Genomic DNA, 16510 nt, shown 5'->3' with positions numbered 1-16510 from the left:
GGTCTCTCCTCAAACTCCTCCCCTAAAACTTTCAGCATTTAATTTAGCCCAGACAGGGCGCTCCCAGTATTATACTGGTTTTCACATCTTGTGTGGAGCGCCCTGTCTGGGCTAAATTCAGTTATAAAGTCTTTGGAAAAGGGGTTCGGGGAAAGAACCTTTCCTCAGAAAGGTTTTTCCCCGATAATTTGCTATAATATTCTATATGAGTGTAGCCCTTATGGTACAGCCTTTATTTTTATGCATTCGGGTCAAGAGAAGGTCTCAGGTGGAGAAGATACTCCTGAATAAAGAGGGCGTCATTTGCAGTAAGACCCACGGTGGACTTGTCAACGTCTGCATTGGCTCTGCCAAGTTCTGTAATGGTGTATCTGTTGGGATTGGAGAGCACCTGCATGATGAAGATAGCGTCTGCAAGCTCAACATTGCCGTCAACGTTTGCATCGCCCCACAGCTGAGCTGTTACGTCTTTTGCAGTGGTAGTCGTGGCGGCAGTTGTTGTTGTCGCTGTCGTGGTCGTCTCTACCTGAGACCTCTTTATGACCACATCCGATACAAAATCACCATGAGGGTCGCCAATAGCTGCTGTTCGCTCAAAATAGACAATAACACCATCTTCAGGAGTTACTATCTTACAGTCCTTGAGATCGATCCTGCTGAAACCTGTGACAGCCTCTTGGTTCTTACTGTTGGCATTGACATCTGAATTGATCATATCCAGTACTGCCTTGCGGCTAAAGCCCTCAATTGCACCTGACTGTGCATCGATGACCAGATCTGCGTCTTTTATGTTCACCTCTCCCCATGAACCTATACCAACTTCTCCTGCTAAAACAGAGAGCTTTCCATTAGTTGTCAATGTAATATCGCCGTGATTGTAGATAAACCATGCATTAATACATGAAATAATAGAATCAGCAGCAGTGGTAATTGTAAGACCGTTTATATCATTCTGGATGACCGAAAAGCTTGAATCAGTCTGGTAATTACCCTTTATGGTAAGAGTTTTGGTCTTTTCGTCATAGCTGAAAACTCCGTCCCCCAGTATGTCATCCTTGTTTGAGTCATACACCCTCTGTTCGACGATCTGAAGATCGTAATATCTCTCTATCAATATATCCTGCACATTATTCTTGCCTGCATCGACGATCGAACCCTTTGCGGTTTTCAGGACTGTCCTTTCTCTTGCGTCAGGAACAACAGGCTCACAGCCCACAAAAAGGATATCCTTTTTAAAGCCCGAAACAGCAGACAGCTGCTTGTTTTTCTCGTTCTTGGCTGTAATGTGGGAATCAATGATCTCCAGCGAGCATTCTGTCGGCGGATCCGCTGTAGTATCACTGTCTGTACCGCCGATAGCAGCTGCATTATGGTCTGTATTGGTGTTCAGAGCGTTCAGGGTCGCGTTCTTGACAGTGAGGCGGCAGCTGTTGACCGAGATGGTCCTTATACCGCCTTCGACGTTCAACACTCCCGGACCTGTGATAATAGTATTTTTCATTATCGAAATAACAGGATTGACAAAGGGCTGAGTAAGGGTAGAATCCTTCTCAACGTAGATGGTCAGGTCTTCAATTCCGTCATTTGAAAGGAGAACGGTAGGCATCTTGGTCTTGCATTCAAGGTCTCCCCTGACAGTCAGAGTCTTTGTCTCGTTATCATAGCTTAAATTGCCGTCCCCCATGATATCGGCTGCATTTTCGCTTGTGACCTTTGTTCCGCATAGATACAGCGGATATTCCTCGGCTGCGACCGCTTTCTGCGGCGGCATAAAACCAAATATCACAGCGAGCATGAAAATTGCTGTCAATATGCACTTACATCGTTTTGTCAGCACTTTGATATTGGTAGTTCCGCTTTCCTTCATAATAATACCTCATTTCCCGTATAATATCATATGCAGGTCTGTTCTTCGCAGTCCAAAACAGCACACAGACTGCAAACGCAACTGAAAGCCTGTACTTACGAAAAGTATATCATGAGGCATATTTGAAGTCAATGCAACTTACCACCCGAAAAATGCAGCTTACCTATCCGAAAGCGCAACTTACCCGAGTTTATATGCAAGATGGCTCTCGGAGCCGGTTCCTGCCGATTTTAAGCCTTATCTTGTGGACGACTTGGCATACATGGCGAGTATCTGAGAGGCGTCGACCGCATTTACAAGGTCGTCGCCGCTGACCTCCGCCTTTGCTCTCTGTGATGAACTGAGGGTGTAGGAACGTCCCGACATTACCGACGCATAGTCCTCCAGAACCAGAGAAGCGTCCACGGCGTCCACCCTGCCGTCGCTGTTGACGTCGCCGTAATACTGAACGGAATAGGCTTCGGGGTGGTTGTCGGTAGTGCCGATGAAGTACTGAGTCCAGTAAAGAATGCCCTTGGACTCACACACGCCGACGCCGATATACTGGTAATCAGTGCTGAGGATGTTGGCGCGGTGGCCATCGGATCTCATCCAGCCGTTCACTACAGCCTGCGGCGAGTTATGACCGTAGGCGATATTCTCGCCAATGTGATCCCAGCCTATACCTATCTCATTGCAGACTGTGGAAATACTTCTGCCGTCGGGGCGGACATGGTCCCAGACCACAGAGGTCTCCTGAGCGCGTACCATTGCAGCCTTGCTCAGTCTCGGGAACATTCTCAGCTCCTTCAGACCTCTGCTTGACCTCTCCTTATTAACAAGTCTGACGACCTCGGCTGTAAAGCCTATTGTGTCGGTAGCCGTTACGTTATTATCAGAAACAGGTGAGATGACCATTTCTGTCGAGACCGCTGAAGCTGCTGTGGGAACTGTAAGTGATGCCGCAATAAGAACGGCACTTAGTAAAGCTGTTATTTTTTTCATAGTAAAACCTCCTTGACTCGCAGCATTTCGGCTGCCGCAAGCCTGACGATAGCAAATATCCATCTGAATATATTATAGTATATAGGCAATGCGTTATGCTATAATTTCCCGATCACAGGGCGCAGATCTCTGATCTGCGTATCTGCAAGGGCTTTCAGATAATTTATAATGAATGCTTTGCATTCATTATAGCATATAAGCGCAGCGTTATGCTATAATTTCCCGATTGCAGGGAGCAGATCTCTGATCTGCGTATCTGCAAGGGCTTTCAGATAATTTATAATGAATGCTTTGCATTCATTATAGCATATAGCACTGTGCAAGTCAACAAATGTGATGATTTTGAAACATTTTCCACAAAGAGCAGTAAGACTGCTTGACACAATAGACAAAGGACCGCACCATAGGTACGGTCCCGTCTGAAAACATCAAAGTAATTAATATTACTTGATCTCGATTGTAGCGCCAGCCTCTTCAAACTTAGCCTTGAGCTCGTTAGCCTCAGCCTCAGAAACGCCTTCCTTGATAGCCTTAGGAGCAGACTCAACTACTTCCTTAGCCTCCTTGAGGCCAAGACCGAGAACTTCCTTAGCAACCTTGATAACAGCCATCTTAGCGTCACCGAAGGAAGCAAGGATTACGTCGAACTCTGTCTTAGCAGCAGCAGCGCCGCCAGCAGCAGCGCCGGCAGCAGGAGCAGCATTGATAGCAGCTGTTACGCCGAATTCCTCCTGGATTGCGTCTACAAGCTCAGAAAGCTCGAGAACTGAAAGAGTCTTGATATCTTCAACAAATTTTGTGATCTTCTCAGAAGCCATGATAATAATCTCCTTTTTAATAATATTTGCCCATTGGGCGTTTGATTTAAGCTGCGGAGCCTGTCTCCGCAAATGTGTAGTGAAGGTTCAGGCAGCTATTAAGCAGCTTCCTCTTCCTTCTTCTTGTCTGCAACAGCGTTGAGTGTAGCTGCCAGCTTCTGAAGGGGACCCTGCAGAGAGCCAACGAGCTGTGCGAGAAGGGTATCCTTTGAAGGGATCTTGGAAAGAGCAACAACTCCAGCCTGATCGTATACCTCACCCTCAACGTAGCCAGCCTTGAGATTGAACTTGTCGTCGCCTGCCTTCTCAGCGAACTTACCGAGGATTCTTGCGGGAGCAGTCTGATCGTCGTTAGAAACAGCGAGAGCAGTTGTGCCGTTGAGAGACTCCTCAAAGCCCTCGATACCGCATTCCTTGAAAGCACGGAGAAGCATTGTGTTCTTCTCTACGAAGTAGTTGACACCGGCCTCACGAAGCTCCTTTCTGAGCTTTGTATCCTCCTCAACGGTGATACCCTTGTAGTCAACGAGAACGCCTGAAACGGAGTTCTTGATGATCTCGGCGAGCTTCTCGACCTTAGCCTTCTTAGCTTCGAGTACTGCATTGCTTGGCATAGTGTGTATTCACCTCCGAATGAATTATGATCGTATTCAGAGAGAGCAATAAAAATGCCCATTCCGACAGCGCAGAATGGACAATGATACTTCTATCGATTGCTATTCCTCGGCGGGACTTACTGAGCTTTCGCTCTGCCAGCTGTCTTTAGAATACGATGCTGTTATTTCACAGCTTGATTATTATATCACATAATTTCCCTTTTGTCAAGGGTTTTCTTCAAAAAAAGCGGAGCATTTTCTGCTCCGCTTTACTTTGGGTGTTATTATCAATATACAGCCACAAGCCTCGGATTTCTTGCGCCGCATTTACCGCATATATAGACATCATAGCAGTATATGCGTCCGTTCTGTTTGAAGGAATAGCTGTATGAGTAATTATACCTGTGGTTACCTGCTCCGCAGAACGCTGCGTGTGCGGTAATGGTATTGTTTTTAGCCGACTTTGTATTTGCTGCAGCTGCGCCGCCTGCACCGAGGAGGACTGCTGCCATAGCGAATGCTGAGACTTTTTTGATGATGTGTTTCATTTGTGCCACGTCCTTTACAATATTGAATTTTAAATTTAGATCGGCCAATCTATATATTTATAATATACCGTTAACCACGGTTTTGTCTATGCAATTATTGCGGTCTTACTCCTGTCAAACGACAAAAAACTCCGCCTAACCGTGGTGCTTATATAGCAGCTTATGCGTAATTATGGGGAGAAAACCTTTCTGAGGAAAGGTTCTTCCCCCCATACCCCCTTTTCCAAAGACTTTTAACTGAATTTAGCCCAGACAGGGCGCTTCACGAAAAATGTGAAACCCGATAGTATTACCGGGAGCGCTCTGTCTGGGCTAAATTTAATGCTGAAAGTTTTAGGAAAGGAGTTTGAGGAAGAACCCTTTTTCAAAAGGGTTTTCCTCAATATCACCTATAAAACTGCTGTACGAGTATCACGGTTAAGCGGAGCTTTTATTGTCATTCGATTATATCCGACAGCATTTTGCCGTTTTTTTCCGCATAGATCACAGGGAAGTAATTTCCTATGCTGATGCGCTTGTTTGGCAGGAATGTGTGCTTGCCGGTATGCATCTGTCCGTAATTGTCTGTGAATGAGTAATCGCAGACGCACTGAGTAAATCCGTCTCGTCCGCCGCCCTTGACTGCCACGTTGGTGATGGTACACTGTCCGTGAGTGCCGTTCTTGATGAGATAGCCCTGAACGCCGCGTTTCAGCAGCATCTTTATCACAATAATGATACCTGCGATAAGTGAAGCGGCTGCGCCCAGAAACATAAGTATCGGAAGCAGGTCGTCATCAGGCTCTCTGTACACCTCGAAGGGATTATCCTCATAGACATAGCACTGAACGTGTTCGCCCACGGAAACAGACCTGCTGCCAATTCCGTTGGAAATACGGGCATTTATGGTCTTGCCCTCGGCGTTGACGTAGTCAACATTGACGTCGCTTGTCCTGCCCACTATGACATAGTCCGAGACAACGCAGTCCGTAAGAACACCGCCGTCAGGCACGGTCATTGCATTAAGCACCATGAACAGAAGTGCTCCGGGCAGCAGGACTATAAGGATAAGTCCGACGATAATAGGTCCTGCCAGTGAATCTTTTTTCATATCATTTCCCCCTTGAAAGAAAATAAGATAATTCGGCTTACGCCGTAAACATATTAATATAATACATCATTTAGTGAGATTTGTCAATAACTATTATTATTTTTGTACAAGACGTAAATCATAATTTTGCGGAGCAAAATTATGATTTGAGCCCTTAGCCCTTAGCCATTAGCCGTTAGCCTGATGTAGGGGCGGCGTTCCGCCGCCCGATAATAAAGCGGCGAAGCCGCTTCCTAATGGCTAAAAGCTAAAGGCTAAGGGCTTCGGAATTTAACACCGAAGGTGTTAAATTCCGATTTAGTTCAGCAGTAAAAAAACATAATGCCCCCGGGTGCTATAAAGCACTCAGGGGCAAAACTTTTATATCGGTATCTGTATGAGCCCGAATTGCTCGTATTCTCAAGGACTACTTCTTGAGAGCAGCCTTTACTGTCTTTACGATGTTCTCAGCAGAGAGACCGAACTCCTTGAGCAGGTCTACTGCGGGACCCGAATGGCCGAACTCGTCGTTTACGCCTATCTTTACAACGGGAACAGGACAGCACTCTGTAACTGTCTCAGCAACTGCTGAGCCGAGACCGCCGATAATGCTGTGCTCCTCAGCTGTTACGATGAGACCTGTCTCCTTGGCGCACTTGCAGATGAGCTCCTTGTCAAGGGGCTTGATAGTGTGGATATTTACCACTCTTGCGGAAATGCCCTCAGCCTCGAGAGTCTTTGCAGCCTCTACAGCCTCGTTTACCATAAGACCTGTTGCAACGATGGTAACGTCCTTGCCGTCCTTCATAACAACACCCTTGCCAAGCTCGAACTTGTAGCTTGCAGCGCCATTGATAACGGGCACAGCAAGTCTGCCGAAACGCATATAAACGGGACCGTTGAAGTCCAGTGCAGCCTTTACGGCAGCCTTAGCCTCTACATCGTCGCAGGGGTTGATGATAGTCATGCCGGGAATAGTTCTCATGAGAGCGATATCCTCGTTGCACTGATGTGTAGCGCCGTCCTCACCAACAGAGATACCTGCGTGTGTAGCGCCGATCTTTACGTTGAGGTGGGGATAGCCGATGGAGTTTCTTACTATTTCAAAGGCTCTGCCTGCTGCGAACATAGCGAATGTGCTTGCGAAGGGTATCTTTCCGCAGGTAGCAAGTCCTGCGGCTACGCCCATCATGTTAGCCTCAGCGATACCGCAGTCAAAGAAGCGGTCGGGATAAGCCTTCTTGAAAATGCCTGTCTTGGTTGCAGCAGCAAGGTCTGCATCGAGAACTATCAGGTCCTTGTATTCCTCGGCAAGCTCCTTGAGAGCCTCGCCGTAGCTTTCTCTGGTAGCCTTTTTGATAACATCTGCCATTATATTAGTCCTCCAATTCCTTTAACTGCGCATTAAGCTCTGACATAGCCTGCTCGTACTGCTCCTTGTTGGGAGCTGTACCGTGCCAGCCTACCTGATTTTCCATGAATGAAACGCCCTTGCCCTTAACGGACTTCTGAATGATAGCAACGGGCTTGTCCTTAACAGACTCAGCCTCTGTGAAGGCTCTGTCGATATCGTCGAAGTCGTGAGCGTCCATAGTTATAACGTGCCAGCCGAATGCAGCGAACTTATCTGTGATAGGCTCGGGTGAGCATACCTCAGTGATAGGTCCGTCGATCTGGAGACCATTGTTGTCAACGATAGCAACAAGATTAGTCAGCTTCTTATGAGCTGCGAACATCGCAGCCTCCCAGACCTGACCCTCCTCGATCTCGCCGTCGCCGAGAATAGTATAGACCTTATATGACTTGCCGTCGATCTTTCCTGCAAGAGCCATGCCGCAGGCTGCGGAGATGCCCTGTCCGAGAGATCCGCTGGACATATCAACACCGGGGATATGGATACAGGGGTGACCCTGAAGTAGAGCGCCGATATGGCGGAGCGACTTCAGCTCCTCCTCGGGGAAATAGCCCTTCTGAGCAAGTACCGAGTAAAGTGCGGGAGCTGTATGACCCTTTGAGAGCACAAAACGGTCTCTGTCGGGAGCGTCGGGGTTCTTGGGATCGTTGTTCATCTTGTTGAAGTAAAGGTATGTCAGGGTATCGCTTATAGACAGCGAACCGCCGGGATGACCCGACTTAGCGTTATAGGTTCCCTCGATAACGCCCATTCTAACCTTGCAGGCTGTTTTCTGCAATTCCTTTTTAAGCTTTGCGTCCATATTGACCTCCATGATTTTATTTAACGGCTTCTGCCGCGATCAGTTTGTGTCAGTTGTTAGTTTTTAGTTGTTAGTGCTTAGCTATGCGCTAACAGATAACTACTAACCACTTTTTTATTAAACGAGCAACTTGACGAATAATTATCAGCAATTACCCGTATTAACCAATATAATTTGCTATCTCATCAACATCTGTCATTCCAGATTTCATGCATTTATACACTATTTCAAACGCACTATAAGCTCTGTGAACTTCATAACGACCATTTTTGTTATAAAATGCAGCCACTAAATCTGGGTTGCTTTCTTCAAGAGTTAGTGCATAAGAATTTCGCAGTGATTGATTAGTGCACATTTTGAACTTACTATCTGACAACAAAAACTCGACCAATTTCCTTTTTGATTCGGCTAACAATACATTCAACTTCTCTGTCTGCTCGTTTAAATACCGATTATAGATTTCGTCCGTGTCGTCAGTACCATAAGAATTAACCATTGATATCAACGCGATTTCAGGTTCATTAATTCTTTCTTGTTCTTCTATCCATTTTTCTTCAATGTTAATTGAATAGCAAGAGTTTTCGCACTCTATAAGGCACGTTAATCTACATGGTCTATCGAAATCATAAGATCTTATGCCATCATTGTACTTTTCAATCCGTGCCTTCAATTCATCATCCAATTCAATATCTATTGAATCAATAGTTTCTTCCGTAATAAGATACTTTTCAAAATCATAAAAGAAGTATTTATAAAAGACAATTCCTACATTTTTGATTTTTATAAACTCGACGAACTCGTCCAAGCTTATGTCTAAAACAAATGGTCTGCGGCAGTTTTCATTGTTCAAATAACGGATAGGTATTACATTATTTGAACTGAATACTTCTCTAAGTTTTTCTTCGCTTATCACATAATCACCCCATTGTTTCTCAATATGACTTGACAATCAAGGCTTGGCTCTATGCACTAATAACTAATCACTATCCACTTAATAATTATAGCGCAAAAAAAGTCGCATTGCAAGACTTTTCTTGCTCACTATCTGAATAACATCATCACCAGCACTATCATATAGAATATGAAGAACCCCGTACAAACTATGGCAGGGAATGATATGAGCATCTTGTTCTGCTTTTCGTGGAGAGTTCCTCTTATTCTCAGCGCCTTTATGAGGAAAAGCGCTGCCCCCCACATGGGGAGAGCCCAGACAGCCAGTCCCAGCGTTGCGATGTCGCTGAGGGTAAAGTTTGCCGTGCTTCCCGAGCTTATGCCGCTTACGCTGCTGTATACGAGCAGCGCAAGAAGTCCCAGAGCTATGAGTACTCCGATGACATATATGCTTATTGCCGCCTTCTTTTTCATTGTTCTACTGTTTGCACCTTTCGATTATATAGTCTATGAGCTCCGCGACTGCGCCCTCGTCATTGGTGCGTGAGAGCACAAGGTCTGCCTTTGCCTTTACGGAATCCTCCGCGTTGGCGGGGCAGGCTCCCACATCGGCTTCGACTATCATCTCTATATCGTTGTCGAAGTCGCCGACGGACACGAAGGTACACCCCTCCATGCCTTTCAGTCTGCGGTATTCCGCCAGAGCGGAGCCCTTGCTCACGCCCTGAGGGAGCATTTCAAGAAAAATATCCGAGGACTTTACAAAATCAACGTCCTCATAAGCCAGCTTCCTTGTAAGAAGCTGCATATGCTCCACATCCTCGGGAGCAAGTGAAAAAAGCACCTTCAGCCAGCCGCCGTCGCTGATGTCGGCAAGCTCCGCATAATTGGGAACAATACCACACAGCCTTGTGTGGAGCTGCTGATAATCCGTATTCCTGAAAACATAGGTGCCCTCGGTCTTCAGCACCTCTCCTCCTGCCTGAGGCATGAGCTCCAGAAGCTCCGCCGTGTACTCCTTGGCGCGGAGGGTGAGGGGGTGGGTATAGAGGGTCTCTCCGCTGATATAATCGTGGATAGCCGCTCCGTTGTACATGATTATGGGATATTTCAGCCCGAGAATACTGCGGAACTGGTCAAAGGACTGTATAGTCCGTCCCGTAGCCACAGTGAAGCGCCCTCCCAGCGCCGTAAAACGCTCTATGGCAGAGCGGTCGGCGTCGGTTATCTCCTTGCGGCTGTTGAGGAGAGTGCCGTCCATGTCGCTGAGCAGCACAACTCTCGATATATCTTCAAACAAAGTATCACTCCTACATTTTCTCAAGCTTGTTCAGCACCGAAACGAAGTAATCGGGCAGGTCGCTCTCAAACTCCATGTACTCCCCTGTTGTGGGGTGGATAAAGCCTATTTTACGGGCGTGAAGGCACTGTCCCTCCAGACCCTTGTAGGGCTTTCCATAGACGTCGTCCCCGAGAACGGGATGTCCGATATAGCTCAGGTGTACCCTTATCTGGTGAGTCCTTCCTGTTTCCAGTCTCAGTCTCACATGGGCGTAGCCGCCGTACTGCTTTATGACGCTGTAATGAGTGACCGCATTACGGGAATTCTCCGTGGTCACGCACATCTTCTTGCGGTCGGTCTTATGCCGTCCGATAGGCGCGTCAACGGTACCCTCGGTGTCCTTGAAGTATCCGCAGGCAACAGCCTCGTACTCTCTCGTGAAGCTGTGTACCTTTATCTGCTCCGCCAGTTTAAGGTGGGAAGCGTCGTTCTTGGCGACTATAAGGAGACCGCTGGTGTTCTTGTCGATGCGATGGACTATTCCGGGGCGGATAACGCCGTTTATTCCCGAAAGGCTGTCTCCGCAGTGGTGCAGGAGAGCGTTTACGAGAGTCCCCGTGTAGTTGCCGTGAGCAGGGTGTACCACCATGCCCTTGGGCTTGTTGACCACAAGGAGGTCGTCGTCCTCATAGACGATATCCAGAGGGATATCCTCGGGAACGGCGTCCATGGGCTCGGGCTCGGGAATGGTGACGATGACCTCCTCGCCGCCCCTGAGCTTGTAGTTCTTGCTTATGGCTTTGCCGCCTGCAAGGACCAGTCCCTTTTCGATGAGTCCCTGTACTGCCGAGCGTGTAAGCTCCGCAATATTGTCCGAAATGTACTTGTCTATACGGCTTCCCTTATCCTCGGGAGCAGCCGTGAGAACTGCCTGTTCACTCATTTGTCTCCGCCTTTTCCGCAGCGGCTTTCTTCTTCTTTTCGATCTTCGGGTCGATGAACACCGCATACCACAAAAGCAGCACGAATGCCACGGTAACACAGATGTCAGCGACGTTGAATATGGCAAAGTGGAAAAGCTTTATCTCGAACATATCCACCACATACGCATAGCGGAAACGGTCGATGAGATTGCCTATACCTCCTGCAATGAACAGTGCAAGAGCAACGTCCAGCAGCTTCGAGCGGCGAAATACCTTGATCAGCAGTATCGCGCAGCCTATGACCACAAGGGTGGTGAAGCCGATGAGGAACCATCTCTGTCCCGACATACTTCCGAATATGGCGCCGTCGTTCTCGAGATAGGTAAGATCCACTATCTTATGGCTCCCGAAATGGATAAAGTCCATGGAGCCGACGGGCTTCAGATCATGGACCGCCCAGTATTTCACAAGCTGGTCTGCTCCCACAAGAGCGATGACCAGTACCGCAAGAAATATTGCCATATGGTTTTATCCTTTCAATAAGACTGCCTGCCGACCCGAACAGCCGACAGGCAATATAATTACGTTTTAAGCTTCTACAGCTATTGCGCATCTCTCACAGAGAGTGGGGTGATCGTGGTTGGTGCCGACGTACTTGCTGTAACACCAGCAGCGCTCGCACTTTTCGCCCTCTGCCTTTGCAACCTCGAATGTGGTCTCGACGCCTGCCTTCTCCACCTCAACTCCCGAAACGATCAGGATATCCTTGAGCTGGTCAGCCAGTGAAGCGTATCTGTCATAGTCCGCATCGCTGCTCTTTATGATGATCTTAGCCTCAAGAGACTTACCGATGGTCTTGGCGTTACGAGCCTCCTCGAGAGCCTTGTTTGCACCAAGACGGGTGTTATAGATAAATTCCCACTTGTCCTTGAAGTCGGCACTGAACTCTATACCGCTCTTCTCGGGCATCTGGTTGAGGAATACGCTCTGCTTGTCGTCGCCTGCGGAGTGGGGCATGAACTGCCATATCTCCTCGGCTGTGAATGAAATGATAGGTGCGGCAAGTCTTGTTATCGCACTGATTATGCGGTACATTGCCGTCTGAGCTGCGCGGCGGAGAACAGAAGTCTCCTTCTCGCAGTAAAGTCTGTCCTTGATGATGTCAAGATAGAAGTTGGACATATCGATTACGCAGAAGTTATGGAGAGCGTGAAATGCGATATGGAAATCGAAATCGTCATAGCCCTTCTTAACTGCGTCGATGAGGTTATCCAGCTTCATGAGCGCCCACTTGTCAAGCTCTGTGAGCTGATCGTCGGAAACGCTGTCCTTATCGGGATCGAAGCCTGCACCGTTGCCAAGGTTGCCCAGAATGAAACGAGCAGTATTTCTGATCTTCTTGTAAGCGTCTGAAAGCTGGCTGATAATGGGCTTTGAGATACGGATATCGCTGTGATAGTCAGAAGAAGCTGCCCACAGGCGGAGTATATCCGCACCGAACTGATCGATGATCTCGCTGGGGTCGATACCGTTGCCGAGAGACTTGTGCATTGCCTTGCCCTCGCCGTCAACTACCCAGCCATGGGTGCAGACTGCCTTGTAGGGCGACTGTCCCTTGTATACAACGGATGTGAGGAGCGATGACTGGAACCAGCCTCTGTACTGATCTGCGCCCTCAAGATAGAGATCGGCAGGCCATGAAAGGCTCGGGAAGTCCTCTCCCTCCATTACAGATGTGTGAGAAACACCACTGTCGAACCAGACGTCCATGATGTCGTATTCCTTGGTGAATTCGCCGCAGCCGCACTCGCACTTTACGCTTGCGGGGATGAATTCGCTTGTATCCTTGGTCCACCATGCATCGCTGCCCTCCTTGCGGAAGAGCTCCGAGATAGCGGAGATAGTTTCGTCGTTGCAGATGGGCTTGCCGCAGTCCTTACAGTAAACAACGGGGATCGGAACGCCCCATGTTCTCTGACGGGAGATACACCAGTCGCTTCTGTCGCGAACCATGCCCTTTATTCTGTCCTCGCCCCACTCAGGGATCCACTTGACAGACTCGATAGCCTTGATAGCCTCGTCCTTGAAGCCGTTTACGGAGCAGAACCACTGCTCTGTAGCTCTGTATATGATAGGACTGTTACATCTCCAGCAGTGAGGATACTGGTGGACGATCTTCTGAGTTGCCAGCATAGCGCCCAGCTCTGTCAGCTTTGCAGCGATAGCCTTGTTAGCCTGATCTGTGTCCATGCCCTCGAACTCGCCTGCCTCGGCGGTCTGCCTGCCCTTTGCGTCAACGCATACGATGATGCCGATGTCATCGTAGTTCTTGCATACCTCAAAGTCCTCGACACCGTAGCCGGGAGCTGTATGTACGCAGCCCGTACCGCTTTCAAGAGTAACGTGGTCGCCTACGATGATGGGTGAGAGACGGTCATAGAGGGGGTGCTTGGTCTTCATGCCCTCAAGCTCTGCACCTGTGAAGATATGGTCTGTTGTATACTCGGTGATGCCCGCAGTTTCCATAGTGGTCTTTACGAGCTCCTCAGCCATAACGTAGTATTCATCGCCGACATGAACGAGAGTGTAGTTGTACTCGGGTCCCAGACAGATAGCAAGGTTGCCGGGGATAGTCCATGTGGTAGTTGTCCATATAACGAAATAGATCTTGGAAAGGTCAAGTCCGAGGCCTGTGAAGATGCCCTTGTCGTCGGTGACATTGAACTTGACATAGATAGAATAGCAGGGGTCGTTTGAGTACTCGATCTCAGCCTCTGCGAGAGCTGTATTACAGTCGGGGCACCAGTAAACGGGCTTCAGACCCTTGTACATATAGCCCTTCTTTACCATAGAACCGAATACCTCTACCTGCTTAGCCTCATACTCGGGACGGAGTGTGAGATAGGGGTAGTCATAGTCGCCCAGCGAGCCCAGTCTCTTGAAGCCCTTCATCTGGTTTGCTACCTGTTCCATAGCGTATTCGCGGCAGTGCTTTCTCAGGTCTACCGCAGGGATAGCGCCGTTCTCAACGCCGATGGCTTTCATAGCCTTCAGCTCGATGGGAAGTCCGTGAGTATCCCAGCCGGGAACGTAGGGAGCACAGAATCCGTTCATGTTCTTATACTTCACGATGAAGTCCTTGAGGGACTTGTTGAGAGCGTGACCAAGATGTATCTCGCCGTTTGCATAGGGAGGTCCGTCGTGGAGCACATAGGAGGGCTTGCCCTTGTTCTTCTCTACCATCTTGTAATAGAGGCGTTCATCCTCCCATTTTTTGAGAGTATCGGGTTCTCTCTTGGGCAGGTTTCCTCGCATGGGGAATTCTGTCTGCGGTAAATTAAGAGTACTGTTATAATCCTGTGCCATACTATCTGATCCCTCATTCAAAAGCTCTGAGGGATCCTCCTTTCGATCTTATTGATTATTGATTATTCCTCTGTTTCGGCAGCAACTGCTGCAGCGATCTCCTCAGCTGTCTGGGGCTCGTCAGCGCCTGTTGCTTCTTCAAATGTCTCAGGCATAGAGGAAATGAGCTCGAGGTGGCTCTTGTACATATCGAACAGGCTCTTCTTGAAGTCTGCTACCTGCTGCTGAGCCTCGATGAGGGCTTCCTTCTCCTTAGCGATCTCCTCGCGGTTCTTCTCCATAGCCTCAGCGTGCTGACGAACAGCCTCGTCCTCGAGGGCATCTGCCTTAGCCTGAGCCTCTGCGATGATCTGCTCAGCCTTCTCGTTAGCGTCGTTGAGCACCTGATGTCCCTGCTTCTGGGCACCGAGGAGAGCGTCCTTGAGAGCATCCTCGTCTCTCATGTATTCTCTTACCTTGTCAGCAAGCACCTGAATCTTGCTGTTTGCCTCAGCGCGCTCGCGCTCCATTTCGTCAAGCTCAGCCTCCAGCTGTGAGAGGAACTCGTCGATCTCCTCCTGCTTATAACCAAAAGCTGCCTTTTCAAATCTCTTATTTCTAACGTCCTTTGAAGTTATCATTTCATTCACCTCTAAATATATTTTCTCAGATTAATGTGTATGCGGCCTTTTTTCGTCGAGCCGTCTATACGGGAAAGTACAAACCTTCCGCAGCCTCGGACGGAGAGAATATCCCCCTCCTTCAGTTCATGGGAGACTGAGGAAACTGTAAAATGATTCACATCCACCTTATCGGAGCGGATAAGTACAGCCGCCTTTTCGCGGCTCAGATGAGCTGCGAGCCCCACCGCGCAGTCAAGGCGCAGAGAAGCGACCGTTCCGCTTATTTCCTGAAACTTCTGAGCATTTTCAAGCCTGAACGGCTCATTGTCGGTAAGCTTCACGCCCACTCGTCCTATTTTTGTGACAGAGCTGCCGATGAGCTTTGCGGCAACATCGGTCACGAAAGCCTGAGCAATGCCATCACCCACGACGATATCGCCGATGACCTCGCGTTTGAGCTGCTGAGCCATAAAGGAGCCGAGAAAGTCCCGATGGGTCAGCTTATCCTCGGTGCGGTAGGTAAAGGTAAGGCATTTCATGGGAAAAGCCTCTGTGATATATTCGGCGAAGTAATCGGGATATACAGCGAGGATGCGCCTTCTTGCGTCCTCATATCCGCCGTAGAGCATATACCCGAGGGCTCCTGCATTTCTCCTGCACCAAGCCTCGGCGACGGAGCACTGTCTCTCGTCGAGGAATGAGGAGAACTGAGCCGCTCCGTCCCTTTCACAGAGGGCTGTCATATCCTCGAGCCTTGCGGCAAAGAGCTTATCCGACCTGTCGTCCATCAGATGAATACGCCGTTGTTCTCCAGCTCGCCGACGAGGTCTTCGCCGATAAATCCGACATTATAAGGAGTAATGATATATGTCAGGTTTGCAACGGGCTTGAGGCTTCCGCCGTTTGCATAAGCAACGCCTACGAGGAAGTCGATGATCCTTCTCTTGTTTTCGGGAGAAGCTGTCTCAAGGTTGAGAACTACTGTCTTCTTGGCGATAAGATGATCAGCGATCTGCTTTGCATCTGTGAAAGCTGAGGGCTTTACCAGAACTACCTGAAGCTGAGCTGTAGTCTGGATATTAACGACCTTGTTCCTTCTGCCTGTGCCTGCACTTGCACCCTCGTTAACGGGAGCATCGTCCTGATCGGCAGGCGAGAAGCTGCGCTCACGCTCGTGACGTACCGGAACATCAGCGTCAAAATCGTCGTCCTCTGCAGCAAAGAAAAATTCCTTAATGTTCTCAAAAAGTTTCATCTTAATACTCCTTCTCCGCATTATTTATATTTTATATCTCTTCACAGGATCAATGCGGAGCATCCCGTGTTGATGTTCAGCGTTCCGCTGGAA

General features: G+C 48.6%; 17 protein-coding genes. All 17 read right to left on the bottom strand.

Going from position 1 to position 16510, the window contains the following annotated elements:
• Positions 1-238 precede the first annotated feature (238 nt).
• Positions 239-1867 (bottom strand): hypothetical protein, encoded by a 1629-nt coding sequence (locus DSZ37_RS08770; protein ID WP_109726528.1) that lies wholly within the window; start codon positions 1865-1867, stop codon positions 239-241.
• A gap of 237 nt (positions 1868-2104) precedes the next feature.
• Positions 2105-2851, bottom strand: a complete 747-nt coding sequence (locus DSZ37_RS08765; RefSeq protein ID WP_181380282.1) for a CAP domain-containing protein — start codon at positions 2849-2851, stop codon at positions 2105-2107.
• 443 nt (positions 2852-3294) lie between these two features.
• Positions 3295-3669 carry a 50S ribosomal protein L7/L12 gene (gene rplL / locus DSZ37_RS08760; protein ID WP_109726526.1) on the bottom strand — a complete coding sequence of 125 codons (375 nt, stop codon included), beginning with the start codon at positions 3667-3669 and terminating at the stop codon, positions 3295-3297.
• 98 nt (positions 3670-3767) lie between these two features.
• Positions 3768-4283, bottom strand: a complete 516-nt coding sequence (rplJ, locus tag DSZ37_RS08755; protein WP_109726525.1) for a 50S ribosomal protein L10 — start codon at positions 4281-4283, stop codon at positions 3768-3770.
• Positions 4284-4552: 269 nt separating this feature from the next.
• Positions 4553-4813: a hypothetical protein gene (locus tag DSZ37_RS08750; protein WP_109726524.1), complete on the bottom strand. Its 261-nt coding sequence runs from the start codon at positions 4811-4813 to the stop codon at positions 4553-4555.
• Between the two features lie 436 nt (positions 4814-5249).
• Positions 5250-5903: a hypothetical protein gene (locus tag DSZ37_RS08745; RefSeq protein ID WP_109726523.1), complete on the bottom strand. Its 654-nt coding sequence runs from the start codon at positions 5901-5903 to the stop codon at positions 5250-5252.
• 406 nt (positions 5904-6309) lie between these two features.
• Positions 6310-7254, bottom strand: a complete 945-nt coding sequence (locus DSZ37_RS08740) for a transketolase family protein (RefSeq protein ID WP_109726522.1) — start codon at positions 7252-7254, stop codon at positions 6310-6312.
• Between the two features lie 4 nt (positions 7255-7258).
• A complete protein-coding gene (locus DSZ37_RS08735) occupies positions 7259-8098 on the bottom strand; it encodes a transketolase (RefSeq protein ID WP_109726521.1) in 840 nt (279 codons plus the stop codon).
• 160 nt (positions 8099-8258) lie between these two features.
• Complete coding sequence (locus DSZ37_RS08730; protein WP_109726520.1) at positions 8259-9011, bottom strand: hypothetical protein; 753 nt, start codon at positions 9009-9011, stop codon at positions 8259-8261.
• A 128-nt stretch (positions 9012-9139) separates the two neighbouring features.
• Complete coding sequence (locus tag DSZ37_RS08725) at positions 9140-9463, bottom strand: hypothetical protein (protein ID WP_109726519.1); 324 nt, start codon at positions 9461-9463, stop codon at positions 9140-9142.
• A gap of 4 nt (positions 9464-9467) precedes the next feature.
• A complete protein-coding gene (locus DSZ37_RS08720) occupies positions 9468-10289 on the bottom strand; it encodes a Cof-type HAD-IIB family hydrolase (RefSeq protein WP_109726518.1) in 822 nt (273 codons plus the stop codon).
• A gap of 10 nt (positions 10290-10299) precedes the next feature.
• Complete coding sequence (locus tag DSZ37_RS08715; protein WP_109726517.1) at positions 10300-11214, bottom strand: RluA family pseudouridine synthase; 915 nt, start codon at positions 11212-11214, stop codon at positions 10300-10302.
• Positions 11207-11716 carry a signal peptidase II gene (lspA, locus tag DSZ37_RS08710; protein ID WP_109726516.1) on the bottom strand — a complete coding sequence of 170 codons (510 nt, stop codon included), beginning with the start codon at positions 11714-11716 and terminating at the stop codon, positions 11207-11209. The genes DSZ37_RS08715 and lspA overlap by 8 nt, the downstream gene beginning before the upstream one ends.
• Before the next feature lie 66 nt (positions 11717-11782).
• Positions 11783-14560, bottom strand: a complete 2778-nt coding sequence (ileS, locus tag DSZ37_RS08705; protein ID WP_109726515.1) for an isoleucine--tRNA ligase — start codon at positions 14558-14560, stop codon at positions 11783-11785.
• Between the two features lie 62 nt (positions 14561-14622).
• Complete coding sequence (locus tag DSZ37_RS08700; RefSeq protein WP_109726514.1) at positions 14623-15180, bottom strand: DivIVA domain-containing protein; 558 nt, start codon at positions 15178-15180, stop codon at positions 14623-14625.
• A gap of 11 nt (positions 15181-15191) precedes the next feature.
• Positions 15192-15950, bottom strand: coding sequence for an RNA-binding protein (locus DSZ37_RS08695; protein ID WP_109726513.1), 759 nt, complete (start codon positions 15948-15950; stop codon positions 15192-15194).
• Positions 15950-16417 (bottom strand): cell division protein SepF, encoded by a 468-nt coding sequence (locus DSZ37_RS08690; protein WP_109726512.1) that lies wholly within the window; start codon positions 16415-16417, stop codon positions 15950-15952. The genes DSZ37_RS08695 and DSZ37_RS08690 overlap by 1 nt, the downstream gene beginning before the upstream one ends.
• Between the last annotated feature and the right edge of the window lie 93 nt (positions 16418-16510).

Source organism: Ruminococcus flavefaciens, from assembly GCF_900116855.1.
GTDB classification, from domain to species: Bacteria; Bacillota; Clostridia; order Oscillospirales; family Ruminococcaceae; genus Ruminococcus; species Ruminococcus flavefaciens_R.
This window is presented reverse-complemented; position numbering and strand designations above follow the sequence as displayed.